General features: G+C 38.2%; 32 protein-coding genes, 1 pseudogene and 1 riboswitch. Of the genes and pseudogenes, 25 read left to right on the top strand and 8 right to left on the bottom strand.

What is annotated here, in order from left to right; genetic code table 11:
* Nucleotides 1-92 precede the first annotated feature (92 nt).
* The 14 genes and pseudogenes from ACY9Z2_RS13385 to tenA all read left to right on the top strand — a co-directional run bounded on the left by ACY9Z2_RS13385 (nt 93) and on the right by tenA (nt 8,287).
* Nucleotides 93-911 (top strand): GNAT family N-acetyltransferase, encoded by an 819-nt coding sequence (locus tag ACY9Z2_RS13385; protein ID WP_463610150.1) that lies wholly within the window; start codon nt 93-95, stop codon nt 909-911.
* A gap of 5 nt (nt 912-916) precedes the next feature.
* The gene (locus ACY9Z2_RS13390) at nt 917-1,051 is read left to right on the top strand and encodes a hypothetical protein (RefSeq protein WP_463610151.1); all 135 of its coding nucleotides are present in this window, start codon (nt 917-919) and stop codon (nt 1,049-1,051) included.
* A gap of 1 nt (nt 1,052) precedes the next feature.
* The gene (locus ACY9Z2_RS13395; protein ID WP_463610152.1) at nt 1,053-1,556 is read left to right on the top strand and encodes a GNAT family N-acetyltransferase; all 504 of its coding nucleotides are present in this window, start codon (nt 1,053-1,055) and stop codon (nt 1,554-1,556) included.
* Between the two features lie 28 nt (nt 1,557-1,584).
* A pseudogene (locus ACY9Z2_RS13400) lies at nt 1,585-1,908 on the top strand (NUDIX domain-containing protein); the annotation flags it as partial.
* Between the two features lie 93 nt (nt 1,909-2,001).
* Complete coding sequence (locus ACY9Z2_RS13405) at nt 2,002-2,472, top strand: GNAT family N-acetyltransferase (RefSeq protein ID WP_463610184.1); 471 nt, start codon at nt 2,002-2,004, stop codon at nt 2,470-2,472.
* Nucleotides 2,469-3,236: an alpha/beta hydrolase gene (locus ACY9Z2_RS13410; RefSeq protein WP_463610153.1), complete on the top strand. Its 768-nt coding sequence runs from the start codon at nt 2,469-2,471 to the stop codon at nt 3,234-3,236. The genes ACY9Z2_RS13405 and ACY9Z2_RS13410 overlap by 4 nt, the downstream gene beginning before the upstream one ends.
* A 7-nt stretch (nt 3,237-3,243) precedes the next feature.
* Nucleotides 3,244-3,639, top strand: coding sequence for a VOC family protein (locus ACY9Z2_RS13415; RefSeq protein ID WP_463610154.1), 396 nt, complete (start codon nt 3,244-3,246; stop codon nt 3,637-3,639).
* 32 nt (nt 3,640-3,671) lie between these two features.
* Complete coding sequence (locus ACY9Z2_RS13420; RefSeq protein WP_463610155.1) at nt 3,672-4,106, top strand: GNAT family N-acetyltransferase; 435 nt, start codon at nt 3,672-3,674, stop codon at nt 4,104-4,106.
* 13 nt (nt 4,107-4,119) lie between these two features.
* The gene (locus tag ACY9Z2_RS13425; protein WP_463610156.1) at nt 4,120-4,494 is read left to right on the top strand and encodes a VOC family protein; all 375 of its coding nucleotides are present in this window, start codon (nt 4,120-4,122) and stop codon (nt 4,492-4,494) included.
* 54 nt (nt 4,495-4,548) lie between these two features.
* Nucleotides 4,549-4,649, top strand: a riboswitch (TPP riboswitch).
* A 146-nt stretch (nt 4,650-4,795) separates the two neighbouring features.
* Nucleotides 4,796-5,629: a bifunctional hydroxymethylpyrimidine kinase/phosphomethylpyrimidine kinase gene (gene thiD / locus ACY9Z2_RS13430; protein WP_463610157.1), complete on the top strand. Its 834-nt coding sequence runs from the start codon at nt 4,796-4,798 to the stop codon at nt 5,627-5,629.
* Nucleotides 5,626-6,420, top strand: a complete 795-nt coding sequence (gene thiM / locus ACY9Z2_RS13435) for a hydroxyethylthiazole kinase (protein WP_463610158.1) — start codon at nt 5,626-5,628, stop codon at nt 6,418-6,420. Before thiD ends, thiM begins: the two co-directional genes overlap by 4 nt.
* A 5-nt stretch (nt 6,421-6,425) precedes the next feature.
* A complete protein-coding gene (thiE, locus tag ACY9Z2_RS13440; RefSeq protein ID WP_463610159.1) occupies nt 6,426-7,085 on the top strand; it encodes a thiamine phosphate synthase in 660 nt (219 codons plus the stop codon).
* Complete coding sequence (gene thiW, locus ACY9Z2_RS13445) at nt 7,082-7,567, top strand: energy coupling factor transporter S component ThiW (RefSeq protein ID WP_463610160.1); 486 nt, start codon at nt 7,082-7,084, stop codon at nt 7,565-7,567. The genes thiE and thiW overlap by 4 nt, the downstream gene beginning before the upstream one ends.
* Nucleotides 7,568-7,600: 33 nt before the next feature.
* Nucleotides 7,601-8,287 carry a thiaminase II gene (gene tenA / locus ACY9Z2_RS13450; RefSeq protein WP_463610161.1) on the top strand — a complete coding sequence of 229 codons (687 nt, stop codon included), beginning with the start codon at nt 7,601-7,603 and terminating at the stop codon, nt 8,285-8,287.
* 44 nt (nt 8,288-8,331) lie between these two features.
* On the opposite strand, the gene ACY9Z2_RS13455 is transcribed toward tenA, so the two are convergent.
* The gene (locus tag ACY9Z2_RS13455) at nt 8,332-8,661 is read right to left on the bottom strand and encodes a type II toxin-antitoxin system PemK/MazF family toxin (RefSeq protein WP_463610162.1); all 330 of its coding nucleotides are present in this window, start codon (nt 8,659-8,661) and stop codon (nt 8,332-8,334) included.
* Entirely contained in the window at nt 8,658-8,915 is a 258-nt protein-coding gene (locus ACY9Z2_RS13460) for an AbrB/MazE/SpoVT family DNA-binding domain-containing protein (protein ID WP_463610163.1), read from the bottom strand. The genes ACY9Z2_RS13455 and ACY9Z2_RS13460 overlap by 4 nt, the downstream gene beginning before the upstream one ends.
* Nucleotides 8,916-9,081: 166 nt before the next feature.
* Here ACY9Z2_RS13460 and ACY9Z2_RS13465 point away from each other — a divergent pair, with 166 nt between their 5' ends.
* The 8 genes from ACY9Z2_RS13465 to ACY9Z2_RS13500 all read left to right on the top strand — a co-directional run bounded on the left by ACY9Z2_RS13465 (nt 9,082) and on the right by ACY9Z2_RS13500 (nt 17,305).
* A complete protein-coding gene (locus tag ACY9Z2_RS13465; protein WP_463610164.1) occupies nt 9,082-9,462 on the top strand; it encodes a GntR family transcriptional regulator in 381 nt (126 codons plus the stop codon).
* The gene (locus ACY9Z2_RS13470) at nt 9,459-10,361 is read left to right on the top strand and encodes an ATP-binding cassette domain-containing protein (protein WP_463610165.1); all 903 of its coding nucleotides are present in this window, start codon (nt 9,459-9,461) and stop codon (nt 10,359-10,361) included. Before ACY9Z2_RS13465 ends, ACY9Z2_RS13470 begins: the two co-directional genes overlap by 4 nt.
* A complete protein-coding gene (locus ACY9Z2_RS13475) occupies nt 10,342-11,094 on the top strand; it encodes a hypothetical protein (protein WP_463610166.1) in 753 nt (250 codons plus the stop codon). Before ACY9Z2_RS13470 ends, ACY9Z2_RS13475 begins: the two co-directional genes overlap by 20 nt.
* Nucleotides 11,091-11,795 carry a hypothetical protein gene (locus ACY9Z2_RS13480; protein WP_463610167.1) on the top strand — a complete coding sequence of 235 codons (705 nt, stop codon included), beginning with the start codon at nt 11,091-11,093 and terminating at the stop codon, nt 11,793-11,795. The genes ACY9Z2_RS13475 and ACY9Z2_RS13480 overlap by 4 nt, the downstream gene beginning before the upstream one ends.
* Before the next feature lie 89 nt (nt 11,796-11,884).
* The gene (locus ACY9Z2_RS13485) at nt 11,885-13,297 is read left to right on the top strand and encodes a LysM peptidoglycan-binding domain-containing protein (protein ID WP_463610168.1); all 1,413 of its coding nucleotides are present in this window, start codon (nt 11,885-11,887) and stop codon (nt 13,295-13,297) included.
* A 237-nt stretch (nt 13,298-13,534) separates the two neighbouring features.
* Nucleotides 13,535-14,806, top strand: a complete 1,272-nt coding sequence (locus ACY9Z2_RS13490) for an IS110 family RNA-guided transposase (RefSeq protein ID WP_463610169.1) — start codon at nt 13,535-13,537, stop codon at nt 14,804-14,806.
* 541 nt (nt 14,807-15,347) lie between these two features.
* Nucleotides 15,348-16,541 (top strand): class I SAM-dependent rRNA methyltransferase, encoded by a 1,194-nt coding sequence (locus ACY9Z2_RS13495; protein ID WP_463610170.1) that lies wholly within the window; start codon nt 15,348-15,350, stop codon nt 16,539-16,541.
* Between the two features lie 104 nt (nt 16,542-16,645).
* Complete coding sequence (locus ACY9Z2_RS13500; protein ID WP_463610171.1) at nt 16,646-17,305, top strand: HAD family hydrolase; 660 nt, start codon at nt 16,646-16,648, stop codon at nt 17,303-17,305.
* A gap of 254 nt (nt 17,306-17,559) precedes the next feature.
* Here ACY9Z2_RS13500 and ACY9Z2_RS13505 read toward each other — a convergent pair whose 3' ends face one another.
* Both ACY9Z2_RS13505 and ACY9Z2_RS13510 read right to left on the bottom strand, forming a co-directional pair.
* Entirely contained in the window at nt 17,560-19,248 is a 1,689-nt protein-coding gene (locus ACY9Z2_RS13505; RefSeq protein ID WP_463610172.1) for a M20/M25/M40 family metallo-hydrolase, read from the bottom strand.
* A gap of 57 nt (nt 19,249-19,305) precedes the next feature.
* The gene (locus ACY9Z2_RS13510) at nt 19,306-19,827 is read right to left on the bottom strand and encodes a cysteine hydrolase family protein (RefSeq protein ID WP_463610173.1); all 522 of its coding nucleotides are present in this window, start codon (nt 19,825-19,827) and stop codon (nt 19,306-19,308) included.
* A 158-nt stretch (nt 19,828-19,985) separates the two neighbouring features.
* Between ACY9Z2_RS13510 and ACY9Z2_RS13515 the strand changes: the two genes are divergently transcribed.
* The 3 genes from ACY9Z2_RS13515 (at nt 19,986) to ACY9Z2_RS13525 (ending at nt 22,055) form a co-directional block, all read left to right on the top strand.
* On the top strand, nt 19,986-21,029 hold the full coding sequence (locus ACY9Z2_RS13515; protein WP_463610174.1) for an ATP synthase beta subunit C-terminal domain-containing protein: 1,044 nt from the start codon (nt 19,986-19,988) through the stop codon (nt 21,027-21,029).
* 73 nt (nt 21,030-21,102) lie between these two features.
* A complete protein-coding gene (locus tag ACY9Z2_RS13520; protein WP_463610175.1) occupies nt 21,103-21,636 on the top strand; it encodes a DUF4269 domain-containing protein in 534 nt (177 codons plus the stop codon).
* Complete coding sequence (locus tag ACY9Z2_RS13525; RefSeq protein WP_463610176.1) at nt 21,633-22,055, top strand: GNAT family N-acetyltransferase; 423 nt, start codon at nt 21,633-21,635, stop codon at nt 22,053-22,055. The genes ACY9Z2_RS13520 and ACY9Z2_RS13525 overlap by 4 nt, the downstream gene beginning before the upstream one ends.
* A gap of 6 nt (nt 22,056-22,061) precedes the next feature.
* On the opposite strand, the gene ACY9Z2_RS13530 is transcribed toward ACY9Z2_RS13525, so the two are convergent.
* From ACY9Z2_RS13530 to ACY9Z2_RS13545, 4 genes are all read right to left on the bottom strand, one after another.
* Entirely contained in the window at nt 22,062-22,499 is a 438-nt protein-coding gene (locus tag ACY9Z2_RS13530; RefSeq protein WP_463610177.1) for a YaiI/YqxD family protein, read from the bottom strand.
* A gap of 142 nt (nt 22,500-22,641) precedes the next feature.
* Nucleotides 22,642-23,685 carry a tRNA 2-selenouridine(34) synthase MnmH gene (gene mnmH / locus ACY9Z2_RS13535; protein ID WP_463610178.1) on the bottom strand — a complete coding sequence of 348 codons (1,044 nt, stop codon included), beginning with the start codon at nt 23,683-23,685 and terminating at the stop codon, nt 22,642-22,644.
* Nucleotides 23,686-23,886: 201 nt separating this feature from the next.
* The gene (locus ACY9Z2_RS13540) at nt 23,887-24,825 is read right to left on the bottom strand and encodes an ATP-grasp domain-containing protein (protein WP_463610179.1); all 939 of its coding nucleotides are present in this window, start codon (nt 24,823-24,825) and stop codon (nt 23,887-23,889) included.
* A gap of 43 nt (nt 24,826-24,868) precedes the next feature.
* Nucleotides 24,869-25,918: an LLM class flavin-dependent oxidoreductase gene (locus ACY9Z2_RS13545; RefSeq protein WP_463610180.1), complete on the bottom strand. Its 1,050-nt coding sequence runs from the start codon at nt 25,916-25,918 to the stop codon at nt 24,869-24,871.
* Between the last annotated feature and the right edge of the window lie 455 nt (nt 25,919-26,373).

The raw sequence follows: 26,373 nt of genomic DNA on the forward strand, positions 1-26,373 counted from the left end.
CTTGTTTATTTCGGTATTGATGAAGGATTTTCGCCATTTCATGAAGAAATAAATAGAGTTAGGAAACTAAAAAATTTGAAAAGGTGAAGACCATGTTGAATGAACAACAATTAAAAGCTATTAAGGAATTACAAAATAGATGTGAAAATGAGGAAAACATACAGCTAAAGTTGAATTGGGAAATGCTTCAGGCAAGAAAGGAAAATGTGAAACGAGATTTTTTTCACCACAAAAACGGTAAATTGGTGGGATATCTAGCAATTTATCCATTTGGTAATAAATATGAGATTTGTGGAATGGTTCATCCAGCTGATCGAGGTGCTGGAATTTTTTCAGCCCTATTTCAAGAAGCGATGAAAGAGATTCCAAGTAATGCAGCGGAGATTTTAATTAATGCACCAGCGAAATCACATTCTGCCAAGCGTTGGTTGAAAAAATATCCAGCAACATATGATTTCTCCGAATACCAAATGAAGTGGCAACCAACAGAATTAAAGTTAAGGAACGATTTTATCCAATTAAGAAAAGCAACCGAAGATGATTTTGAAACTAAAGTTAAATTAGATGTAGCGTGCTTTGGGTTCGACGAATCAGGTGCACGTGAATTCAATAAGAACGAAAACAGTAAGAAAATATCCTATATGATTGATGTCAACGAAGAGACGATTGGCAAAATTGGGGTCACACGTGAAAATGGAGAAAGCTATATTTATGGATTCGCTGTTTTCCCGCGTTTCCAAGGAAAAGGTTATGGAAGGATGGCGTTGACGCAAACGGTTATTGCCGAGGAGAAAACTGGCAATGGCATCTTGTTAGAAGTGGCTGCTGAAAACAAGCATGCTTTAACGTTATATGAGAATTGCGGATTCCAATCATATGAAGTACAGGATTATTATCAATACAAGAGGTGAAGGTTATGACGTTGATGGGTATTTTAAAAGATATTCCGTATGGTCCTTGGTTGTTATGGCAACAGGTTCTAATAGACTTTGAAAATGCTGAAATTAACGGTAATCCTACGAGAATAATAAAACATGTAAGTGGTGATTGAAATGAAATTAGTAAGACCAGGTATGGAATGGAAAGAAGAACATGAAAGCTATGCTAAAGAATGGGGACAAGCAAGAATGGTCCCGAGTAGCTTTGATTTGAATGGATTTGAACGTTACGAAGCATATTTAATAGCGTTGGCCGATCGTGAAAAAGGAAGTGGTAAGTGGCTGCCTAGCACCAATTATTTTTTGGTAAACGATAAAAACCGTATTTTAGCAATGATTGATATTCGTCATGAACTAAATGACTTTTTATATAATGTTGGAGGTCATATCGGGTATGGTGTCCGTCCATCTGAGCGCAGGAAAGGATATGCTACCCGTATTTTAGCTGAAGCCCTAGTTAAATGTCGTGAACTAAAGATGGATCGAGTTCTTGTTACATGTGATGAAGATAATATTGGATCAGCAAAAGTAATTTTGAATAACGGCGGAATAGAGGATGAAAGTTTTACAGAAGAAGATGGAAATGTGAAGCGACGATTTTGGATAGAGAATAAATAAAGGGGGTTCTACATTGCAACGAGTAGATGTGGCATATTCACTAATATATGATGAGTCAGAAAACAAAGTATTAATGGTGAAAAATAATAAATTCAATAACTGGACATTGCCTGGTGGAGCGGTTGAGGCAGGAGAGACATTGAAGCAAGCTGCTGTAAGAGAAGCGAAAGAAGAAACAGGTTTAACAATCGAGGTAGGAGAAATTGTATCGGTAAATGAAGCATTTATGGAGCAAAACGGCCATCATGCATTGTTTGTAACCTTCAGGGGAAAAGTGATCGAAGGCGAAATTGCTATTCAGGATACGGATGTTAACGTTGGAATTTCAGAAGTGAAGTGGATTGATTTAGAAACTGCTTCTGAGTTGATGCCCTACCATGAGACGGGAGTAAAAGCATTACTAGAATCTTCTATTCCTTATAACTTTCAAGGTGGAAGGCGTTATATGAACTATCAATTTTCTAGAATGAATCAACAAGAGGCAGAAGACATTGCGTACAATTGGCATTACGATGGAGAATATGCGTTTTACGATATTCAAGCTGATGAGGAAGATCTTCAAGAATTTATCGATCCTAAGCAACGTGGAGATTCAACTTTTGTGGTAAAGCGTGATGACGAGGTAATTGGTTTTTATAGTTTTCGTCAAACCAATCCGGGAACTATCGATATTGGACTTGGCATGCGACCCGACTTAACTGGGAATGGAAATGGTAGGCAATTTTTGGAGGCGGGATTAGCATTCGCGACGTCAACATATAACCCAACCACCTTCACGTTATCAGTTGCTACTTTTAATAAGCGAGCGATTAACGTATATAAAAAAGCTGGATTCATAGAAGTAAATACGTTTATGCAGGATACAAATGGTAGTCGCTTCGAATTCGTAAAAATGAGGAAGGAAGTTTCCGAATGATTGATACGTTTTCGATGAGAACCCCATTTAAGGATGATCGAATGATTCGCGTCTATCTACCAAAAAGCTATACCCAGTTCTTGAACCATTATACAGTTTTATACATGCACGACGGTCAAAATGTTTTCCATGATGAAGAAGCAATCGGTGGTGTGTCTCTAGGGCTTGAGCGTTACTTAGATGAAAATCAAATAGATATTATTGTCGTCGGTATTGATTCAAATCCTGTTTTTGAAGAACGCGTGAATGAGCTGTGCCCATGGGTGAATGGCAAATACAGTAAAGAGCATTTTAATGATGATCGAGTAATTGGTGGTAAAGGTGCCAGCTACTTAGAATTTATCGTACAGGAGCTTAAACCGCTAATCGATGAAAAATACCGAACAAATAGGAAATCGGCATCGATGGCAGGAATATCACTTGGTGGCTCGATGTCGCTCTATGCAGGTTGTCGTTATCCAGAAACTTTTACCCGAATAGCAGGTATTTCTTCTGCATTTTTTCGTAATCAGGAAGAGCTCAGTGACCTAATACGTAATACTGATATGTTAGCACTTGAGCGTATCTATTTGGATTGTGGGGATAAAGAAACGAGTGATGAAAAAATCAGTAAAGCCTTTTTACATTCCAATGTAGAGGTGGTTGAGCTTGTAAAATCTAAAGTGAAGAATACTAGATTTGAAGTCTTTGAAGGAGCAGAGCATAGCTATGCTTTTTTTAGAAACAGATTTCCGGAAGCATTAAAATATTTAATAGAGGAGTGAGTGAAAGTTGAATTTATTCAATGGAGTTTATCAAATTAATATTCGGGTTACTGACATGACAATTTCTTCTAAGTGGTATCAGGAGGTCCTCGGTCTGAAGGTAGTAAAAGATTATGATACGACTGTTGTTTTGGGATTTAATGATTCTTCGGTTGCTGTATGTTTGATCGAGCTAGCTGAAAATGAGTCATTGCCATTAAATTTGGAGAACGGAACACATCCAGTTTTTGCAATTCCTACAGCACAAGCTGAAATATGTAAACAGAGACTGACCGAAATGGATGTTTCAATTGTTGTAGGTGGAAGTGAAGCGCATTTCAAGTTTACTGATCCGGATGGTAATTTGTTGGAAGCTTTCTTACCAGACCTGTATGAAAATGACGCGTTCCAGCATTTAAGGTAAAAATGTTGGAATTAAAACGATTTAAGTCGCGTATGATTCAGGATGTAATGCAATTATTTAGGGATACGATCCTAACTGTAAATCGAAATGATTACTCTGCTGAACAAGTAGAAGCTTGGGCGGGGAATTCCCCAACACTTGAAGAGTGGGTGGCTCGTCTTCAAAAAAGCCTAACTTATGTAGTGGTTATGGAGGAGAATATTGTAGGTTTTGGTAATCTAACCGATGAAGGATTAATTGATTTACTATATGTTCATAAAGACCATCAGGGGGAAGGAATTGGTTCGAAAATTTTGGGACAGCTGGAGTGTGACGCAAGGTGGCGTCATCTACAGCAATTGTCTACAGAAGCAAGTATTACTGCTAAACCATTTTTTCTAGCACATGGTTTTCAAGTACAACGGAAACAAGCGAAAATTATAGCAGAAACTGCTTTTACTAACTATCGAATGATCAAAACTATTTAGTGGAGGGATACAGATGATTAGTCCAGTAAAAAATCAGATCAATACAATTTTTGTTCATGTTAGTGATTTGCAAAAATCGGTGGAATGGTATGCAAGATTACTTGGCCAGGAGTATAATCCACAAGAAATTTCTGATCCTGTACATAACATGGAAATTAACGACTACACAGGATTAACACTTGATGCTGGTCCGGAAGAACAGGAGAAAAAAATTACTCCTTCACCCTATCCGTTATTCAATTTCCACACCGATGATATTCACGCAGCGCTTGCATTTGTAAAAGAATTAAAGATTGAACTAGATGAGAACCTGGTTGAATTTGATGACTTTTCCTTTTTTACGGTACGAGATCCGGATCAACATGTCATTATGATTTGTACTGGCTAATGTACAATTGACAAAAAAAGCCATTCATGTTTTAGTAAGGTTATAACTTAATAGAAAGTCCACTAGGGGTGCCATTAGGCTGAGATAAGGATTTCCTTAATCCCTTTGAACCTGATCTAGTTCATACTAGCGTAGGAAAGTGGAGGTCGGTTAATTCGTTTATATAAAGGCATTATTGTCTTTCATTAACGTTATCTACAAACCACTCCAATTTCTGGTGTGGTTTTTTTGTTTTCAAAAAACGTACACCAGAAATTCTTCACTGCCCCTATTGGATTTTCTTCATGAAAGGGGTTCTTCTATGAAACATTCTATTCCAACAGTTCTCACCATTGCAGGCACTGATCCGACAGGAGGTGCCGGAATTCAAGCTGATTTAAAGACTTTCCAAGAGCGGGAAGTTTATGGGATGAGCGTAGTGACCTCCATCGTTGCGCAAAATACTTTAGGTGTTCAAGGACTCGAGCATCTATCAGTGGAATTTATTCAAAAGCAAATGGATAGTGTCCTGATTGATATTTCGCCCGATGTTGTCAAAACAGGCATGATTGCTACATCCGAGATGATGGAGGCAGTAGCTGATGCAATTAGTAAAAATTCGATACCTTATGTAATTGATCCTGTAATGGTTGCCAAAAGCGGAGATCATTTAATGGATGTAACCGCAAAACAAACGTTGATTGACCGATTACTTCCACTTGCGACGGTGGCAACACCCAATATACCAGAAGCTGAAGTTTTATTCTCAGAAACTATTAATTCTATAGCAGATGCAGAGGATGCAGCAAGACGAATTGTCCATGAACTTGGTGCAAATGCAGCCGTTGTTAAGGGCGGTCATCATTTGAATGATGAAGCGATCGATATTTTGTATGATGGTGCGACCATTCATCGATTTCCTGCAACACGCATTCAGACAAAACATACGCATGGAACTGGTTGTACCTATTCTGCAGTTATCGCTGCTGAACTGGCAAAAGGGAGATCTGTATATGAAGCGGTGAAAGAAGCGAAAAGGTTTATTACAGCCGCAATTAGCTACAGTTTAAAGCTTGGAAAAGGAAATGGGCCAACAAATCACTGGGCTTACCGATTACATGGATTACCAAAAATGAGTGGAGGGATTTTCCAATGAATTATTTAGAGCAAATAAGGACACAAAAACCATTAATTCATAATATCACGAACACGGTGGTGGCAAATTTTTCTGCAAATGGGTTGTTGGCTCTTGGGGCGTCGCCAGCAATGGCAAATGCACCTGAGGAAGTGGCGGAAATGGCGGCTCATGCGGATGCGTTAGTGTTAAATATTGGAACGTGCACACAAGCCCAGGTAGAAGCGATGATTTTAGCCGGGAAAGCTGCAAATGAAAAGGGTATTCCTGTGGTGTTAGATCCTGTAGCTATTGGTGCAACGACATTTCGGTCAGAATCTGTAGAACGTATTTTATCCGAAATAAATGTAACGGTGATTCGTGGAAATGCTGGTGAAATAGCTGTTCTTGGTGAGTTGGATACGGAGGTAAAAGGTGCTGACTCCATGGTTGGTGAATTGGATTCGAAAGTAGCCATGTATGTAGCGAAAAAATATGATGCAGTTGTTATTGCAACTGGCAAAACGGATTTAATTACGAATGGTTACCAGTTTTCACATTGTAAAAATGGTACTGAAATGCTGCCGAATGTAACGGGTACGGGTTGTTTATTGACAGCGGTAGTCGGGGCGTTTTTAAGTATTGGTGTTGATTTTTATGAAGCGTCAGTCAAAGCCGTATGTAGCTATGGTGTGGCTTCGGAACGAGCTTTGCTGAATGCGAATGGACCGGGGAGCTTTTTGCCTGCTTTTCTTGACGAACTATATAGGCTAACTGATGAGAAAGTGAGAGAAAAGGCTAACGTCCGCGAGCTTTCACTAAAAGGAGAGTAATACCTATGATCGAGCGAAGTGATTTACGTGTTTATTTTATTATGGGAAGCATGAATACAAAAGAGGAGCCAGCTCAGGTTTTGCAACAAGCCATTAATGGGGGAATTACAGCCTTTCAGTATCGGGAAAAAGGAGTAGGTGCTAAAACAGGCGTGGCCCGATTTAAATTAGGAGTTGAGTTGCGAAATATTTGTCTTAAACACCGAATTCCATTTTTTGTGAATGATGATGTGGAACTGGCAATGAGCCTTCAAGCAGATGGGGTTCATATTGGACAGGATGATGAGTCGATTATAGAGGTAAAAAAGCAAATTCCTTCATACATGGCGATAGGGCTTTCTGTTTCAACTGTGGAGGAGGCAAAACTTGCTGAAGAGCAGGGAGCTGACTATCTTGGTGTGGGACCAATGTATGAAACAACCACTAAATTGGATGCCCGAGAACCAGTTGGTATTGATCGATTACAGGAGATATCTAAGGAAGTATCCATCCCTATTGTTGCGATTGGAGGTATCAAGCGTACGAATGCCAATACAATTATACGTTCCGGCGCTGCGGGGGTGTCTGTTATTTCTGCAATAAGTGTTGCAGAGGATGTGGAAGTAGCGGCGCGTGAATTAGATATTGCCACTAGATATCCATCCAATAAGGAGGTGATGAAGTGAATCGGACTCGGCTTTTAACAACAATGGCAGTATTTATAGCGTTGGGTATTGTTGGTGCACAATTTCTTTGGTTTCCAGCAGGAATCGCAAAAGCCTATCCCGCCCAGCATGCAATCAATGTGATGGCAGCTATTACACTCGGTCCTGGTCCAGCTGTTATTATTGCCTTCATGACTGGATTGATTCGTCTTATGCTTGGACTGGGCACTCTGCTAGCCTTCCCAGGTGGTATGATTGGTGCGTTTTTGGCAGGATATTTGTATAAGAAATTTGGTAAAAAAGTTCTTGCCGTTGTTGGTGAAATAGTTGGTACTGGAATAATCGGATCGTTATTTGCAGTTCCGTATGCGAATTTATTAATGGGTAGCTCACTTGGTGCCTTCGCATTTTTACCATCGTTTCTAGTGAGTACTGTATCTGGCGCAATCATTGGGTATCTGGTGTTGGTTCGTGTAAAGCAAACGAACCCACTGAATATTTAGCATTTGGTATCAAAAATTTAAGGAGGTTTTTAAATGACATTTACGGAAGAGTTACGAAAAGAAAATCAGGATGTATACGAAGCAATTTTTAACCACAACTTTGTGCAAGGAATTGGGAACGGCAGTGTTCCTAAAGAAGCATTAGCGCATTATATTAAGGCGGACTATGAATACTTAAATGCATTTATGTATATTTATGGTGTGGCAATCTCGAAGTCTAGCACACGTAAAGATATTCATTTTTTTAACAATCAAATAGACTTTGTACTGAACAGTGAAGTTCATCCGCACAACAATTTTTGTGAACAAATTGGTTTAACGTATGAAGAATTACAAGGTTATCCGCTTCCACCAACAGCTGATCATTATGTCAAGCATATGATGTATCACGCACATATGGGAAGTCTTGCTGAAATTATTGCCGCCTTACTGCCTTGCCCATGGACATATTTAGAAATAGGTCAAGAATTGATGAAAGGTTTCCAACCTGATGAAGGGCATCCTTTTTATCCATGGATTTCGTTTTATGCAGATGAAAGTGTAGAAGAAACTACGATGGCAATGCGGAAGATGTTAGACCAACTGGCAGAAGAGGCAAGTCCGGCAGATAAACAAAAAATTAGAACAGCATTTCGGAAAAGTTGTCAATTAGAGTTAGCTTTCTGGGAAATGGCATATACGTGTGAAACGTGGCCGGAAGACGATTATGTGAGAGCGTGATCGAAAGGTGCTTGGTGTTTTGTGTACCAGGCACCTTCTTTCAATTAAAATTCACTATGCACAATGTTAAGTACTTCTTGTATGATCTCCTTTGGTGGCTTTTCGACAAAGGTAGCATTACAAGCAGTAAGGTCAAGTGACTTTATATGTTGGCAAAGAATAGATCCAGTTGTTTTAGTTCGCTTATCTAAATTAACATTTAGTGGAAAGTCCGAAAGCGTGTTGGAGATTGGGCAGACTATTGCTAGGCTACTTAGTTTATTGAAAAAGTTGTTGCTTACAATAACTGCTGGTCTTCTACCTTTTTGTTCGTGTCCCTTTTGTGGATTAAAATCTATTTGGATAATATCGCCTTGCTTGGCGTTGTATGTCATACTTCTTCCCCTCCGATATCTACACCCGAGTCAATTTCCTTCATTGCGTTATCTAATTGCTTTTTTGACTTCTTAAAATCATAATTCGCAAATCTTTCTTGAATAGTTAATGGGTGATTTAACTTATTTATAACTATTCCATGTTCATTAACGTCAAACGAAATTACATCCCCAGTATGAACATCTAACATTCGTCTGATTTCAATGGGAACAGTAATTTGTCCTTTACTCGTTATTTTTGCATGCATTGACATCTTCAAACCTCCATTCCTTACATTTCCTTACTTTTGATTTATTATATTCCGTTGGAAGTATTTTGTCAAAATATTTTTACCCGTATTATTGTTTATAATAAACTTTAGTAGTATACTAAGTTACATGACTAATGCACTAATGCAGATAAAGAGATGAGGGATCTTTATGATTCTTAATACGGACGGGACGATGCCACTATACATCCAAATTGCTGAGTGGATTGAGACGGAGATTTTGAGTGGAAACTTCACGGTAGGTGAGAAGGTCTATTCCCAGTACACGCTTGCTGAAATGTTCACAATTAATCCTGCAACCGCTGCAAAGGGATTAAATATCTTATCGGATGAACAGATACTTTTCAACAAACGTGGACTTGGAAAATTCGTTTCGGGAAACGCAATTGAAATCATTACTGAAAAACGAAAGAACAACAAATTAAAACGACTAATAAAAGAAATAGTAACAGAGTCTGAGCGACTGAGGGTTAGTGAGAAGGAATTAATTAGCATGATTAGAACGTTTAAGAACAAGGGGGAAGATGAGTGAAAGTTATAGAATGCACTAATTTATCAAAAAAGCATCGGCGGATAAAAGCGTTAAATGAAATTTCTTTTTCCATTGAAGAAAATAAGATAACGGGACTTATTGGGCCAAATGGCGCTGGTAAAACAACCTTACTGAAAATAATGGCAGGATATTGGCGGAAGTCTGCAGGTGAGGTCAAGGTGTTTTCTGAGCAGCCGTATAACAGTTTATTAGTTTCTGCAAACACTATTTTCATCGATGATCAGATGAATCTTCCAACTGCATTAACGCTGGCAGAAATACTCAAGGAAGCTGAACGTCTATATGAGAAGTGGGATCAAGAGCTTGCGTTACGCCTTTTTGACTATTTTTCATTTGATAAAAAGCAGATCCATAGCAATCTATCAAAAGGTAAAAAAAGTACGTTTAATATGATTTTAGGATTATCATCTCGCTGTTCCTTAACCATCTTTGATGAGCCGACTACCGGAATGGATGTAAGCGTTCGGAAGGATTTTTACCGAGCTTTACTAAAGGATTATTTGGCTCATCCTAGGTCCATTATCATTTCGAGTCATTATTTAGAAGAGATGGAGGATATTTTAGAGGATATTTTACTTATCCAAGGAGGAGAAGAAAGGCTCCATTTACCAATTGATGAATTGAAAGAGTATGCAATTGCTGCTACTGGAATAACAGAAAATATTAATGTGTTAATGAATGAGCGTGAAGTTTTTTACACAAGGGATTTAAGAGATGGTCGTATACATACGGTGGTAAGAAACAATTTTTCTGAAAAAGAATTGGAAAAGGCGCAAGAGGCAGGGATTGTTTTTACTTCAGTGTCTTCGAGTGATTTATGCGTTTATTTAACGAATGAAAAAGCAGGGGGGATTGACGATGTCTTTGACAACAATTAGTGGTAGTAACCTTGTCAAAAAGCAGGTTCAATATAAATTGAAAGCTTATATTGGAGTTTTTGGTCCTTTAATCGTTTTACAGATTATAGCTATGGTGTTTTCCTTGTTAGGTAATACAGGTATGTATGGTGGAAGTAGTTATGGAATTTATGTAAATGTTAGTTATTATTCAGCTGATATTGTTATCGTATTTACGATAATATGGGCTTTTGTGAGTGCGGTTCTTTTAACGACTAGAGCCTACAGGGAGGATGATTTTACCTTTGTAACGAATCGACTTACCGCCAATATCTCAAACGTTATCTTTTTAGCGATGGCAAGCGTAATCGGTGGAACTACAGCAATATTATCGGGCTATTTTATAAAAGCGTTTTTATATTTTGTAATTGATAGTGATAGTATTGTTGGGCTGAGTTCAGGTTTAACTGTTAAAGAATTTCTGGTTGGATTGGTGGCGACCAGTCTTGCTGTGTTTTTGTTTGGTTCAATTGGATATATTATCGGGATGGTGGTACAGATCAGTAAACTATTTATTATTTTATTACCTGTTTTATTGGTAGGAGTATTAACAACGGTAGGTCTTCAAACGGGCACCTATCCATTAATACCGCTAAGTGAATTTTTTTTCCAAGAACCGTCCCTTTGGTCATTTTTTCTTAAGGTAGTGCTTACATCTGCAATTTTATTTTTCTTTTCAATTATAATTTCGAATAGAATGGAGGTTAGAAAGTGAATATGATTTTTTCATTCTTACCAATTATTATGATTGTCATTATTATTGGTGTAATTGTTCTAGTTACGAAACTAATGGCTAAAAGAAATTTTTTATCTGGGCAAAAAATGAGATGGTTGGTTGGAGCGTATGTAATAGTTTTGTTAGCTGCTCTCGGATTGAATTTTTTTATACCGAATAATGAGGATGCAGCAGCTGAAATCATGGAAAAGGATTATGGTTTTCCATACTTACACAATTTAGTATCAAATGGTAACCAAGAGGATATCGACGGAAAATTCATTGCTAAGAAATGGGACTTTCCTTTCAAAAGTAATGAATTAACGATAACAGCCTCTGAAAATGATGTTAATCAAATCTCCATCTTTGTTGAGAGAAGAGCCGATAATGAAAAACGAATTGATGTAACGTTTTATCAATCCCCGGCATACGTAGAAGGTGTCGACATATCAGATGAAATTCGACCACCACGACTTGACGTATCATCAAATATATTAACGATAAGGAAGCCTGCACAACAAGAGTTGAATTTTACTACATATAAACAACCATTATCAGTAAGGCAATTTTTAGGTGAAAGTTTAATGGGAATGGATAGCACCTTTAGACGAGGTGACCAACTCCTGTTAATCAGCGTACCTATGGACCTAAAAGTAAAACAAAATGGTTTTCTAGGAATTGAATACTTATGGGAAGGGTAACGAAAACGTAGATAAAAACTCCACGACTCACCAATTTTCTCCTTATGAATATCATGACAGATAGATATGATATTTGGAGGAGAGATGAAATGGATATTTATGTAGTGCAGCGTGGTGATTCGTTGTGGAGAATTGCGCAGCGTTATGATGTAGATATTAATCAGATTATATTAGTTAATCAACTTGATAATCCTGATGTATTGGTTATAGGTCAGTCGCTAGTAATTCCGAATCCTGATCAAGAATATGTTGTGACTCCAGGCGATACGTTATGGGAAATTGCACAGGGTTACGGGGTAACAGTTGCTGAACTTGCGGCAGCAAATAACATTACGAATTCATCGTTGATTTTTGTTGGTGAATTACTACAAATCCCGTATTCCATTCATATTGTTCAAGTTGGGGAGTTTTTGTGGGGTGTCGCACAAGAATATGGTGTGCCAGTTGATCAAATCGTGGATGCGAACAATATAGCTAACCCATCGTATATTTATCCTGGGCAGCGGCTTCGGATTCCAAATGCAATTAGACCGGTAAAGGAAGTCAATACCTATATTACACAAACAGATGAACAGGCACGTAGAGAGGTACTCGCACTTGGAAGTAATTTTACCTATCTATCACCTTTTATGTATAGTATGCGGACGGATGGAACGCTAACTGAAATGCAAGAGGCAGGATTACTTCAAGCAGCGGATGCAACGAATACTGCACCACTTTTAGTTTTAACAAATTTTACAGATGGTGAATTCAGTTCAGATCTAGCAGCAACTATTTTAAGAAGCCCAGAATTACAGGAAACGTTAATTACAAATATCTTACAAATAATGCGGACAAAAGGCTATACGGGTATAAACATAGATTTTGAATATGTGTATCCTGAAGATCGGGAAAATTATAATGACTTTTTACGACGATTAGTAGCTCGGTTACATCCAGAAGGTTTTACTGTGTCGACTGCTTTAGCTCCTAAGGATAGTGCAGACCAACAAGGGTTATTGTATGAGGCGCATGATTATGAAGCTCACGGAAATATCGTTGATTTTGTGATTATTATGACGTATGAATGGGGCTGGGCAGGCGGAAGACCTTGGGCTATTGCTCCGCTCAATGAAGTGCGTGAAGTGTTAGATTTTGCTGTAACGGTAATACCTCCTGAAAAGATTCTTATGGGTGTACCATTATATGGACGTGATTGGAAAATCCCGTGGCAAGAGGGTACTTTTGCGACACTAGTCAGCCCAAAGGAAGCGGTTCAACTTGCGGCAAGGTACAATGTTTCGATTCAATACCATGAAACGTACGAATCACCATTTTTCCATTACGTTGATGAAACAGGGCAAGAACATGAAGTGTGGTTTGAAGATGCTCGCAGTGTAGAAGCAAAATACGAAACAGTAAAAGAGTATGGTTTACGAGGTGTTAGCTATTGGGTGTTAGGAAACCCATTCCCTGAAAATTGGGCAGTCTTAACCGATAACTTTAAAGTCAGGAAGCTATAGAAATTGTTGAGGTACCTATGTGCCTCTTTTTTTTGTTCTAACGTCAGAAAGCTTAAGTTATGGTAGACCTTATAAGAAAAACTTCGGCATTCGCTATTAAGGACAAGGCGAACGCCGAGCAATCCTGTAGGGCGTTAAATTTAGGGTTTGAACAAAAAAGAACTTCCTCTTATGATTGAAATATGCAACGGGTCAAAAGCCCTTAAAAAATCAATCAATAGAAGGAAGCTCTATATTATGAAGTTTAAACAAAAACAAATCCAAAATCAACGTATTGAACATATTTCACCTGATCATTTAATTGTTGGAATTGATATCGCTAAAGAAATTCACGTCGCTAGAGCTGTTAATTTTCGTGGAATTGAACTTGGAAAGTCTCTTAAATTTTCAAATGACATGGCTGGGTTTGAACAATTGATGTTTTGGGTTGAGTCGCTACAAAAAGATAGTCAGAAAACGCAAGTGATCATTGGCATGGAACCAACCGGTCATTATTGGTTACTCCTTGCGTACTGGTTGATGGAAAAAGATATAGAAGTTGTTACGGTGAATCCGTATCTTGTAAAAAAGAATAAGGAAAATCGTGATAACTCACCAACCAAACATGATGTAAAGGACGCTTTAGTAATTGCGGATATGATTAAAAATGGATACTATTCAGTATTACATTTACCTCAGGGGCCATATAAAGATTTACGTGAATTAATGTCTCTTCATGAGTTCATCACCAAGCAACGCGTAAGTGTTCAAAATCAAATACACCGTTGGTTGGATAAATGGTTTCCCGAGTATTCGAAGGTGTTCAAAGATTGGACTGGTAAAATGTCAATCTCAACCCTGAAACGATTCCCGTCTCCAAAAGAAATCAGGGAAATGAGTGAGGAGGATATTTTAAAAGCATGGAAAAAGGATGTTAAACGGATTAGTAAAGCTCATGCGAAAGAACTTATCAAGCAGGCGAAATGTAGTATTGCAAGTGAAGATGGGATGGATAAGGCTACTTGGATGCTGAAATTATTGCTAGAACAATATGAACAGTTAACAAAACAGATTGAGGAAATAAAGGAAAAAGCAATAGGCTTAATTGCGGATCTATCGATTTATGAACCATTAATAGATATAAAGGGACTAAGTCCTTTACTAGTCACAAGCCTTGTAGCTGAAATAGGGCACATCCCCAATTTTAAGCATGGAAATCAAATCTTACGTCTGGCGGGACTCCATTTAGGAGAGAACAGTTCTGGTAAGCATAAAGGCGAAATTACAATCACAAAACGAGGTAGGTCACGTTTGAGGAAGCAGCTATTTCTGGCCGTACTGAGTTTAGTTAGGAACAATAAAGAGTTTTGGGAATTACACCGGAGAAATGTTAAGGAAAAGGGTATGAAAAAAATTAATTCGATTATGAAGTTATGTGGAAAATTGGCACGCATGATGGTGGGCATGATGAGACATAAAACCTTTTATAGCTCAGAACGGGTAATCCCGCAGGTCGAAAGAGCTGCATAAAGAAATCGTGTTTTTATATGTGGACAAGGTTTTCCCATGAGGGAAGAATTAGAATAGAAAAACGAATTACTTTTAACTTGATAAGAATTATTATCGAATATTTAATTATTCGTGGGATTTCATAAACAAGCACAAAGAGGACTGATGTAGAAAAACAATAGGGCACAGACCCGTTAGCCGAGCAAAAGTCAGGCTCCACTCTTGGACAGATGTAACGAAGGATTGAAAGGGCAAATGACCCGTTGAGACATGGGAGGGTGAATCACCAAGGGCATTTGGAGCAAGTGCTTTATATGGAAAAATTATGGAATAGTGTCTATTCCAACAGCACTCCCCCCTTTTTTTGCCTAAAACGGGTTGCCGATTTGGTTATGTCAAGTTTTTACTAGTTCAAGATGGTTAGAAATCCTGCGAATAATAGAGTATTTGAAAGAAAACTCAATCATACAGAGGGAGTTTTTCTAATTGCTGTTTTGGTATTCCTTTCGCTTTTCTTTTTCCCGTGTAATAATAGGAGAAAACAAAGTCGAAGGATGAAAGCATGACGAAAACTATTGATCTACATGTGAAACCAAACGCTGTATCTGAATATAAAAAGGGGTATCCATTGATTAGCAATGATACTATTTCGAATGTAAATGTACTTCAAAAAGAAGGGGACATCGTACAGCTAATTGATTCCAATCGTCGATTTATCGCTAAGGGTTACCACGGAAAGCAAAATAAAGGACTTGGCTGGGTGTTAACCTATAACAAAAATGAAGAGATAAATTATGCCTTTTTTAAATCAAGAATAGATGCTGCTTTGAATGCTAGGGAATCTTTTTATCAAAGTGATGAAACCACCGCATTTCGAGTTTTTAATGGTGAGGGAGATGGAATTGGCGGGCTTACCATTGACTATTTTGATGGTTTTTATTTGATTAATTGGTATAGCGCGGGAATTTACTCATTTAAAGACGAAGTTATCCGTGCACTTGATGAACGTTGTGACTATAAAGCAATTTATGAGAAGAAGCGGTTTGATACAAAAGGTCTGTACATTGATGACGATGACTTTGTAAAAGGAACACGCGGTGAATTTCCAATCATCGTGAAAGAAAACGGAATGAATTATGCGGTGTATTTAAATGATGGCGCGATGGTCGGCGTGTTCTTAGACCAACGTGAGGTAAGGAAGGCTATCAGGGATAAATACGCTAAAGGTCGAAATGTATTAAATACATTTTCTTATACTGGTGCGTTTTCTATAGCTGCTGCGTTAGGTAGGGCAACAACAACTACAAATGTGGATCTCGCAAAGCGAAGTAAAAGCAAGACAATTGAACAGTTTAGTGTGAATGGAATAGACTTTGAGCAGCAGGTTATAAGGGTAATGGACGTATTTGACTACTTTAAATATGCCAAACGGAAAGAATTAAAGTTTGATATGGTTGTTTTAGACCCACCAAGCTTTGCTCGGTCAAAAAAACATACCTTTAGTACAGCAAAGGATTATCCTGCATTGATCAAGGATACCATAGCTATCACGGAGAAAAATGGTGTGATTGTCGCTTCAACGAATAATGCATCATTCGGCATGCGGAAGTTTAAGGGATTTATTGATAAAGCATTCAACGAACTGAACACGAAGTATAAAATTTTAGAGGAGTTTTCATTACCATCAGACTTTAAAACGAATCCTATGTATCCACAAGGAAACTACCTGAAAGTTGTTATTCTTGAAAAGAAGTAGGATGCTTGATTCATTGGGTGGTTCGAAAACCCGATAAATTGCCATTAGTCTCCAATAAAGCTTGATATAATGAGAAGTGGAAACGAGAAGAATGGGGTGAACGAATGATTAAGGCAGTTATATTTGATTTGGATGGGACGTTGTTGAACCGGGATGCATCGGTTAAAGATTTTATAACTGATCAATACGAGCGATTGAAAAATTATCTAGGTCACATTCCAAAATCAATCTATATTTCGAGATTTATTGAATTAGATAACAGGGGTTATGTTTGGAAGGATAAAGTGTATCGACAATTGGTAGAAGAAAATAATATACAACTATCTCCGGCCTTTCTACTAGACGACTATGTGAAACAATTTAAAAATCATGTCGTGTCTTTTCCGAATCTTGTTGAAACGTTGGATGAACTTGGAAAAATGTCACTTCGGCTAGGCATGATTACAAACGGACAAGGACAATTTCAATTGGATAACATTAAATCGCTAGGAATTAAGGATTATTTCGATTCGATTCTTATTTCCGAGTGGGAAGGGCTAAAAAAACCTGATCCTGCAATTTTTCAAAAGTCACTTCATCAGCTTGGTGTTAGATCGAATGAATGTATGTTTGTGGGCGATCACCCGGAGAATGATATCCAAGCAGCAAAGAAGGTTGGGATGAAAACTGTTTGGAAACAGGATGACCATTATAATGCTCCTGTGACGGATTATACAGTAGCGGACTTAATTGAGTTGCCTGCTATTATTGCAAATGAAAATTAAGGATGAGGTTGGGATAAAAGTTACTTTATCAAAGAGAATCCGAACCATAATTTAAAATGGTGTAAAAAAACCGCTCCGGAAATATACTTCGCTTTCCGCGGGTGGCTGGTGAGCCTCCTCGTGCTTCGCACTCCGGGGTCTCACCGATGCCATTCCTCCCGCAGGAGTCTACGTATATTTCCGGAGCTAATATAGATCGTTGCTCGTCATTTAAATTGATAGGACTAGTTATGTTCCAATCTCCTTCTATGTTTTTACTGTTCAACTTGCACTCCAGCTTCATGAAACGCTTTTAGCATACGAATTGTAGTATCTCGTATTAGAGTAGGAAGCACCTCGAATGAATAAGGTTTATAGACTCGTTCTGTCCATTTATGGCCGTCTTTTCCGTAAACACCCATGTTAATGGAAGGGACATTCAATCTTCTTATTTCTTCAAACGGTATTGGGTACAGCGTCTCAATTTCTGGAAAATTGTTAATCAATGCTGCAATTTCCTCGTCCGTTTCATGTAAGGAAAGAAAGCTTCCATCTGCTAGATATGGAAAAAATTTATGGATGGCAAATATCTCATTCGTTTCCTTGCGAGCATGGTCAATTGACTCTTGTACGACTTGTAAAAGCTTCTTATCCTTTTGATTTGTCTCGTTCAAAAAGTTATGTGGTAGGTATGGTGGCGCAAAGAAAATAATTACCCTTGGTTTTTTATCTGGGTCTAACTGTTGTAGTTCCTCAGCGATTTTAAAGCATAACATTCGTTCATCCAAATAGCTGTGCTCCTCAATTACCCGCTTCGATACTTCTTTCGGATGTAGTCCCATCGATTCTAATTCTAAAATAAAGTCTGCAAGGGTCGTTACTTCAATCTGCCACTTTCGACCATTTACAGCAGGTAAGTTGCTTCGCCGAGCAAACTCCCCATATTGTCTCGCTGCTTCTTCGGCCACCTGTTCACATGCTTCGTTTGCTATTTTTTCTAATTTATCCATTACTTCTTTTGCAGTTGCTTCATAAATGAAATAGTTAAAATATAAATAACTACTTTTTGCTGTTTGAACGTTGTAGGACGTTTTCGTATCTTTTTGATATAAACACGAGGGTGGTAAAATTAATTCTCCATCGATGTTTTCGGTTAAATCCAAATTGTTATTAATCCGTCTATTGAGTTCCGAGGAGATAAGTGTTGGATCAATTCCAGATAATGTGTCTCCAACATGTGTTTCTCTCCCATAAATATAAAAGCTTGGCAAAAGTTTACCAGCGGAACCAGTGTAAATGTAGCGATGTGGGTCGTTTTCATACATTGGGGTGATAAAATCCGTATTTATTGCCACGACGTAATCAAGGTTTTCTTCTGCTTTTAACCGATTAATTTCTGCAATAGACGAAGTAACGCCTTTATGTTGGCTTTCTTCATCAGGGTTCGTCATAAATAAAATATTGCCAGGTAATTCATCTAGATGCTCTGAAAAATAAAGCAAATTTGCGAGATGAACGGCTAGGCCGCTTTGCATATCAACTGATCCTCGCCCAAATAGATAATCGCCGGAATGTGCGTCTTTTTGAACGTCCTGATTAAATGGATAGTCCTTAAAATATGCTTCCAACGCATCTGTATCTAACGCAGCTTTTTTCATGTTGCCAAAATCATCCGTACCAACCGTATCCATATGTGCATGGTAAATAATCGTTTTCGTTGAATGGGAAGGATTCCGAATAAAAGCAAATATATTTTTTCTCCCAAGTGGATCATTTGGAACTAATTGTTCCCAGACATGGGTGGGATTGTTTTTAAAATAAGGAAAAGATTGTAGCCATTCTTTAACAGAATTAGCTAAGTTGACCTCGCCACTTGTACCATTAATACTTTCAATTGAAACCAGCTTGCGAGTAATATATTCAATTTGTTCTGCCAAGGGTAATTTTTGTATGCGCTGATACATGTAAATTCCTCCTCAAACTGTTCTTTAGTAACCTTCTACAGTATATCAGCAGGGACCTTAATTTGATACAGTTTCATCAACCGTTTTCGTAGCCGAGAACCAACGTAATAATTCATTATGATGCGTAATTATTTGCTGAGCAGAAATCGCCGCTTTATCAAACGTACTATGGGCATCTGTGACAAGTGTTGCAGCGTAATCGAGACTGAATCCTCGTCTACAAGTTGTATCTACACATAATTCCGTCTGGATGCCTGACAAAATGAAATGTTCAACCTCAAAGTTTTTCAGGTGTTCTTCCAAATCAGTGTTATAAAAACAGTCGGGCGTATTTTTGGTTAGAATTATATCTGTTTTTCTAGGTTCAATGTCTTTATGAATTTTCCAACCGTCTGTACCTGGTTCTAACGGGCTTCCAGTTGGCCCGTTATGTTGTACATATACGATAAGATGATTATTTTTACGTGCAAAAGAAATAAGTTTTTTCAAGTTTTGTAAAAGTTTTTTACCTTCATATACCGGGGGATCCATTTGAAACATTCCGTTTTGCACATCAATAATGATTAATGCAGATTTCACCTATATCACTTCCTTCTCTAAAATGCGATCATTCGTTCTGTTAATTGTATCATAAAACATCTTAATATGGTTTGTGTAATTATTTTTACTCTTTGAAGTAATTATTTGTTGCATTTAAACGTAATATAAATTACTATATAAAGTAAGGAGGAGATGACATGGAAAATCTTAGCTTAAATGTTTCATTGCTTCGCAGACGTGTACCCAACTTAACTAGTGCAGCAAAGTCTGTTGGATTACGCCCTGCAACAGTATCCAACCTGTGTACTGGAAAAATTCCTGTTGGCAGATCAGAGGTGCGCACATTAGTTGCGTTAGCATCACTTGCTGAATGTAGTTTGGATGAATTAATTATTCGAGGGGAGACGGTTGAGATGATTGAAACGAAAATTAAGACGCTCGATTTGTTTGCACCGCTTGCAAAGGGTGGAACAGTTGGATTGGTATCGCGACCAGGTATGGGACAATTGGTTGTTGTCACGGAGTTATTCCATCGTTTGCGAAATGAAGGTTTTGTAACGGTATTGTTGAAGCCGGAGGGCGATTATCCAGAAGTAAATGACATCCTTGATTATGCAGATATTGTTGCAACATCGATTGACGATGCTTACGAAAAAATGGCTGCTGCTGGAAAAGACAAAGAAATTGCTTTTGCTGCAGACCGTAGTCACGTATTAACAGGTAAAGTTTACGAGCTGCAAGAAAAATTAAATGCGATTGATATAAAAGGTGTCACAACATTTTTAGTTGATCTAAAAGGAGATGTTGTCGATGAAGATCTTCCTTATGGTCCGTTGGAAACACTTTGGCGTTTCGATGCGGATCTCTCTTTCAGGTACAAATACCCAGCAGTGAATCCGGTTTATTCAACTTCTTCCGTTTTGGAGGGGGCACATATTGACCAGAATCATCTTACTACCCAGCAACGGGCACAAAAGTTATTACGCAGATATCATGAATTACGTTCATTGGTAAATGTTAGAGGAATGGAAAGTATTCCGAAGTCGGAAATCACGACCTACAAACGTGGTGAACGGTTAGAAGCATACTTGACCCAACCGTTTTATGTTGCCGAAGAATTCACGAAACAAAAGGGAGAATCAGTCAGTCTCCACGATACCATTAATGATGTCCGAAAGATTTTAGACGGTAGTACAGATGCACAAGATGTTGAAACGTTAAACTATATTGGAAAGTTATAAAAAAATGAACCTGGTGCTTGGTAAAAGCACCAGGTTCCTGTTAGTATATAAAAGGTTGTGGGGAGGTAAGGGTGTGCTTGATTCGATGAAGCTTTTGAGGGACGGAAATAAAAAACAGAAAAAGGCATTTCAAGCAATTGAGGATTTGGGCGTCATGAAGGATCTAGAAGTGTACACTCCAGTTTTATGTGGGACGATACCAATCAATATAGACTTGGATAATTCCGATCTAGATATTATTTTTCACGTAACTGATTTTGAAGATTTTAAGCAAAAATTATTAGCTTTATATGGAAAACTACCGAATTTCAGGATTAAACAAACGAGAATACGAGACCGAGATGTTCTCAAGGCAAATTTTGATTTTAATGGCTTTGAATTTGAATTATTTGGTCAGGATCAGGTAGTACATAAACAATTTGCTTATCTTCATATGAAAATTGAGCATGAGATTATGAAGAAAAACCCTGTGATAAAAGAAAAAGTAGTTGAACGGAAAATACAAGGATACAAGACGGAATCTGCGTTTTGCGATGTGCTAGAACTGCACGGGGATCCATATCTCACCTTAATAAATTATGGAATAGAAAGAGGGTATATCTATTGAATGTAACAAGCAATATTATAGCTAAAGATTTTGATTTAATTAAGAAAAAGGTCGTCGAGCATAATATGGAGGTATTGCCCGATTCTATTAAAACACCAAATGTCGATTTTGGCTTCGTAATAAGGGATGACGAAGGAGAAATAATTGGTGGCATCACCGCTAATATGTTTTGGCATCATGTTCACATCGAATTTTTGTGGGTGGACCAACGTTATCGCAAAGAAGGATATGGAACAATATTACTGAAAAAACTAGAGGAATATGCAAAAGAAGAAAAATGCCGTTTAATTTACCTCGATTCGTTCAGCTTTCAAGCTCCTGGATTTTATCAAAAAAATGGCTATGAAGTATTTGGGAAAATAGAGGACCATCCAAAAGGATTTGATTTATATTTTTTACAGAAACGATTAGGTAGCTGATCAATACTACCCAATCTTTTTCAGAAGTAGTTTCTTGAATTTCTGCTGATCTTCCTCGGTAAAGGCTTTTGGTCCTTTCGTTCGTTTGCCACTTTTTCTAGCCATAGCGCTTGTGTAACGGGTGTGTAATAGTTGATCGATGTTTTCCTGGGTATACTCGAATCCTTTATGATGAAGAGCAACGCACCCTTTTCCTAATGCAAGTGATGCTAATCCATAATCCTGGGTGATAATAATATCATTTTTCCGAGCCAATTGCATAATTCGAAAATCAGCAGAGTCGGCTCCGGTATCAACATAGATTGTTTGCACACCTGGTGCTTCATCTTCATGCGAATAATGAGCAAAGCTTTTTACCAATGTAACTGGAATTTGCGAATTTGCTGCAATCGAAATGATAGTATTTTTCACAGGGCAAGCATCAGCGTCTACATAAATCTTCAAAAATGTCATCCTCCTTTTTACACTGATAGAAATGTATACGATTTAAGGATATCAGTAATGGGCAACTAAGGTTTTCGTCATTAAAGCTTGGCGATACGCCAAGGGCGGTCGCCATGAACATTTAAGGGTAAGCAAAAATTTTCTAAAGCGATTTCACTTCGTATAGTAGATGTTGAATCTTTTGAAAGGCTTCTTCAATTGTTTGCGCAGTGATCATAATCTTTTTGTCCTCAGGATATGCCTCCGCAGCATGCTCGTATCTTGGATCATAGTAATATTCGAGCAGTAATTTGACGGCAGATTGATATTCCTCATTGGTTAAATGATCATGAATTTGCTTCGCAATTGGTGTATGGACTCGTTTCTTTATCAGTAAAAAAGCTTCCATGAATTTTTCTGGGTTGTTCCACGGGCGATAATCTTCTAGAATATTTTTTACACGTTCCTCTATCGGTAGATGAATGAATAGTTGTAATCCATTTTCTTTGTGGTTGTACAAAAAATCTGGTATTACTATCTTTCCAATCCGTTTACTTTCACCTTCCATAAAAATAAATGATTCATTTTCATATGCCATTAATTTCTCTATTAATTGAGAGTCAAATTTCTTTTGGTTACTAGGATTTAATCCAATTTGGCCAAAAATAGATCCTCTGTGGTTTGCCATGCCTTCCAAATCGAGTACTGGGTAGCCCTTTTCTTTTAACCTATTCAATAGAATGGTTTTTCCGGATCCTGTATACCCATTTAACACATAAGCTTTTGAGGTCATTTTATAGTTTGCTAGTTGTTGAACGACCCACTGTCGGTATGCCCGAATCCCCCCAGACAAACGAAATGTTTGATTATTATCCATTAATTCAAGGACTGTGGCAGCGGTTTTACTTCGCATGCCACCACGCCAACAAAATACTGCTTTAGGTGTACGAATGCGTTGAAAAGACTTTATGAATTCAGGGAGCTTTGCTGAAAATATTTCCAAGCCACGTTCTTTTGCCGCTTCAGGTCCTACTTGTTTATAAATAGTTCCTACTTCAGCTCGCTCATTATTATCGAAAACTGGAATATTAATACTTCCAGGAATTGTTGCTTCGTTATATTCTTTTGGTGAACGTACATCAACTAATGTATGGTTTTCTTTCTGTTGTAGGTCAAAAAGTTGATGTAATGTTACATCTTTAACCATAAAATTATCTCCTTTATCAAGCTGAATCTATTTTACGACTAGTATTTCCATTTGCTCTTTTACCTATAATTACTATCCTTTAAGTTTATCATAGGAAGTGGGATAGGGAGGGACTAAGTGCTTTTGTTGTAGATCTATAACCTAGGTTTCTGTACAAAAATAACCCCACAACTTAGCAACAGTTGTGGGGTTATACCGTGATTATATGGTTTGTAATTTGTTACCGAGATACGTTGCCAATTCTAGCATTCCGTATTTGTCAGCCTTCGCTTCGGCATCAGAATTATAGTTTGTATTCGTATTGACATCATAGGTGAAAATATCACCATCTTGATTATAGATAAATTCAATACCAGCAACTTGGATGTCGTTTTGCTTTAGGAACTGTTCATATTTTTTAATAATAGGATCTTCAAAATCATTGATAACCTGAAACTTCGGCTTTTCAACGGATTCTTCGCCTGCTGGGCAAAGTAAATCATCGATTTTGCAAGCATCGGCAGGACATAGTTCAAATCCCTCCGATGTATCTACACGCACAGCATATACAAATCTACCACCGACAAACTCACAACGTGTGATGTATGGTTCAGGGGCCTGAATATATTCTTGAATTAGCGTGATGCCGTCAATGGACGGATCGAATGATGGACCATCGAGATATTCTTTTAAAGCATCGATGGAATGAGATAGCTGGACACCAAGTCCCTTTCCTGCACGATTATGCTTGGTAATAAACGAATCAACGCCTATCTCCCTAGCTGCTTGGATGATTTGATCTCGGCCAACGGCAGCAATTGTTTTCGGCGTTCGGAAATTAGCAGCGTCAAGGGCCATGTATTGGTTTACCTTACTTACTTCTAAACGAAGTGCGCGACTACCATTTACTACTGTCCGTCCATGTCGTTCTAACCAGGCAAGAACGGCTTCGGTTAACTCGGGTGCAAAACGATGGTCACGCGTATGGGAGGAAGCACTCATGCGACTATAAAAGATTCCCTCTGGTGGGACGGCAGATAAATCAACCATTCCTTCATCCAAATGCCATTCTTCATATGGTAGCTCTAATTGCTCTAGTCGTTTTATCAGATGCGCAGTCCATTCTTTATTTTCGTGAATGATATAAATTTTTTTCGTCACAAAAAGACCTCCTGTTGTTCTTTTGTGTTTACCATTTTAGGGCTCACGCTTTCTTATTTTTACGTTTTTCCTCAACTAAAGGCATAACTTTTTTCGAGAATTGTTCCATTTCCTCCAATTGTGGAGAGAACTGAAGTAGTAATAGATCTACACCAACATGTTCAAACTCAATAATTCGGTCAGCGATTTGTTCTGGTGTACCGATTAAGTTCGGACGCAGTCCTCGGTTCGAAACAGAGTATTCATTTAATTTCACTTGTTGTTCGAGCTGTGATTTTCCAACGAAGTCCTGGTAGCCTGCATAACCACTAGATTCTTTAACGTCAGTAATACGCTTCCACTCTTCCAAAGCCTCTTTTTCTGTATCGCGGCAAATAATGTACGCGGCTAACCCAAAGGACTTAAATGGGGGTTTCCCGGCCTCGGCGCGAAGAGATTTCATATTTTCAACCTTTGTTTTTATCTCTTCCACTGTTCCTCCATGCATGACATATGCATCACATGCATCTACAATTACTTGCTTACCTCGCGGGCTTTCTCCCCCTGCATATAAAATAGGGTTCGGACGCTGTACTGGTTTTGGCTCCAAGTGCGCATTCGTAACTTCATAAAACTTTCCTTTATAAGTGAATGTTTTTTCTGTCCACATACCTTTTAAGACATCCAAAAATTCCTCTGTTCGTAAGTAACGCTCATCATGCTCTGTGAAATCACCATTGTATTGGCGTGCTTCTTCTTCCCACCAACCAGAAACGACGTTTAATGTAAATCGTCCATTGGAAATGTGGTCAATATTTGCTGCCATTTTTGCGGTAACAGCTGGGTTATGGAAAACAGGTCTTACTGCAGCCATAATTTCAATCTTTTCTGTAACTGCTGCGAGTGCCGCAGCAGTGGACCATGCCTCAATAGAATCATGCTCAATTCCTTTAATATCATTTAAATACAGCTCTGCAATTAATGTGGTGTCATACCCCCACTTTTCTGCGGATTGAATAACTTGCTTTGCATAATCGTATGTTGGAGGCATATTCTCATCCTCAACATTACGTAGCCATCCCCCAAAGATTGGTAACCAAAATCCATATTTCATTTTATTTTTCACTCCCCATGAATGTAAGACTGCTGTTTTCTAAAGGTTATTGTAGTTGATACAAAATCTGTAAACTGTGAACTAGTCTAAAGTGACTAGTCACTAGTCGGTAACGGACACAGAAGCCCTTATTTTTACTTTTCGGGCATGTTTTAGGGGTCTAGCGGACTCTGGGTGCCTTATATAGGTAAAAACACAGGTTAAAATCAGGTTTTTTTACTAAATAAGGGCTCCTGTGTCCTCGAACAACCACATTTACCCTGATATTGTTCAAATAAGGGCTCTGAGGTCCGCTAATTTCCACTTCGCTACTATACTTTCATTAATGAGATGTTTTTTTTCCCAGTATCGGTAAACTGCGAACTACTCTGATAGAAGATAACCTACCGCTACGGAAAATCATTTCGCTTTCCGCGGGCAACGCTTCAGCCTCCTCGGAAGAAAACCACTTCCTG

The sequence above is a fragment of the Virgibacillus sp. GM2-2 genome (assembly GCF_055329585.1).

Excerpts from the sequence above, each read along its gene's own strand:
- ACY9Z2_RS13385 (WP_463610150.1), top strand. The coding sequence starts at position 93 with ATGTTGAATGAACAACAATTAAAAGCTATTAAGGAATTACAAAATAGA.
- ACY9Z2_RS13390 (WP_463610151.1), top strand. The coding sequence starts at position 917 with ATGACGTTGATGGGTATTTTAAAAGATATTCCGTATGGTCCTTGGTTG.
- ACY9Z2_RS13395 (WP_463610152.1), top strand. The coding sequence starts at position 1,053 with ATGAAATTAGTAAGACCAGGTATGGAATGGAAAGAAGAACATGAAAGC.
- ACY9Z2_RS13405 (WP_463610184.1), top strand. The coding sequence starts at position 2,002 with ATGAACTATCAATTTTCTAGAATGAATCAACAAGAGGCAGAAGACATT.
- ACY9Z2_RS13410 (WP_463610153.1), top strand. The coding sequence starts at position 2,469 with ATGATTGATACGTTTTCGATGAGAACCCCATTTAAGGATGATCGAATG.
- ACY9Z2_RS13420 (WP_463610155.1), top strand. The coding sequence starts at position 3,672 with ATGATTCAGGATGTAATGCAATTATTTAGGGATACGATCCTAACTGTA.
- ACY9Z2_RS13425 (WP_463610156.1), top strand. The coding sequence starts at position 4,120 with ATGATTAGTCCAGTAAAAAATCAGATCAATACAATTTTTGTTCATGTT.
- thiD (WP_463610157.1), top strand. The coding sequence starts at position 4,796 with ATGAAACATTCTATTCCAACAGTTCTCACCATTGCAGGCACTGATCCG.
- thiM (WP_463610158.1), top strand. The coding sequence starts at position 5,626 with ATGAATTATTTAGAGCAAATAAGGACACAAAAACCATTAATTCATAAT.
- thiE (WP_463610159.1), top strand. The coding sequence starts at position 6,426 with ATGATCGAGCGAAGTGATTTACGTGTTTATTTTATTATGGGAAGCATG.
- tenA (WP_463610161.1), top strand. The coding sequence starts at position 7,601 with ATGACATTTACGGAAGAGTTACGAAAAGAAAATCAGGATGTATACGAA.
- ACY9Z2_RS13455 (WP_463610162.1), bottom strand. The coding sequence starts at position 8,661 with ATGACATACAACGCCAAGCAAGGCGATATTATCCAAATAGATTTTAAT.
- ACY9Z2_RS13460 (WP_463610163.1), bottom strand. The coding sequence starts at position 8,915 with ATGTCAATGCATGCAAAAATAACGAGTAAAGGACAAATTACTGTTCCC.
- ACY9Z2_RS13465 (WP_463610164.1), top strand. The coding sequence starts at position 9,082 with ATGATTCTTAATACGGACGGGACGATGCCACTATACATCCAAATTGCT.
- ACY9Z2_RS13475 (WP_463610166.1), top strand. The coding sequence starts at position 10,342 with ATGTCTTTGACAACAATTAGTGGTAGTAACCTTGTCAAAAAGCAGGTT.
- ACY9Z2_RS13485 (WP_463610168.1), top strand. The coding sequence starts at position 11,885 with ATGGATATTTATGTAGTGCAGCGTGGTGATTCGTTGTGGAGAATTGCG.
- ACY9Z2_RS13490 (WP_463610169.1), top strand. The coding sequence starts at position 13,535 with ATGAAGTTTAAACAAAAACAAATCCAAAATCAACGTATTGAACATATT.
- ACY9Z2_RS13495 (WP_463610170.1), top strand. The coding sequence starts at position 15,348 with ATGACGAAAACTATTGATCTACATGTGAAACCAAACGCTGTATCTGAA.
- ACY9Z2_RS13500 (WP_463610171.1), top strand. The coding sequence starts at position 16,646 with ATGATTAAGGCAGTTATATTTGATTTGGATGGGACGTTGTTGAACCGG.
- ACY9Z2_RS13505 (WP_463610172.1), bottom strand. The coding sequence starts at position 19,248 with ATGTATCAGCGCATACAAAAATTACCCTTGGCAGAACAAATTGAATAT.
- ACY9Z2_RS13515 (WP_463610174.1), top strand. The coding sequence starts at position 19,986 with ATGGAAAATCTTAGCTTAAATGTTTCATTGCTTCGCAGACGTGTACCC.
- mnmH (WP_463610178.1), bottom strand. The coding sequence starts at position 23,685 with ATGGTTAAAGATGTAACATTACATCAACTTTTTGACCTACAACAGAAA.
- ACY9Z2_RS13545 (WP_463610180.1), bottom strand. The coding sequence starts at position 25,918 with ATGAAATATGGATTTTGGTTACCAATCTTTGGGGGATGGCTACGTAAT.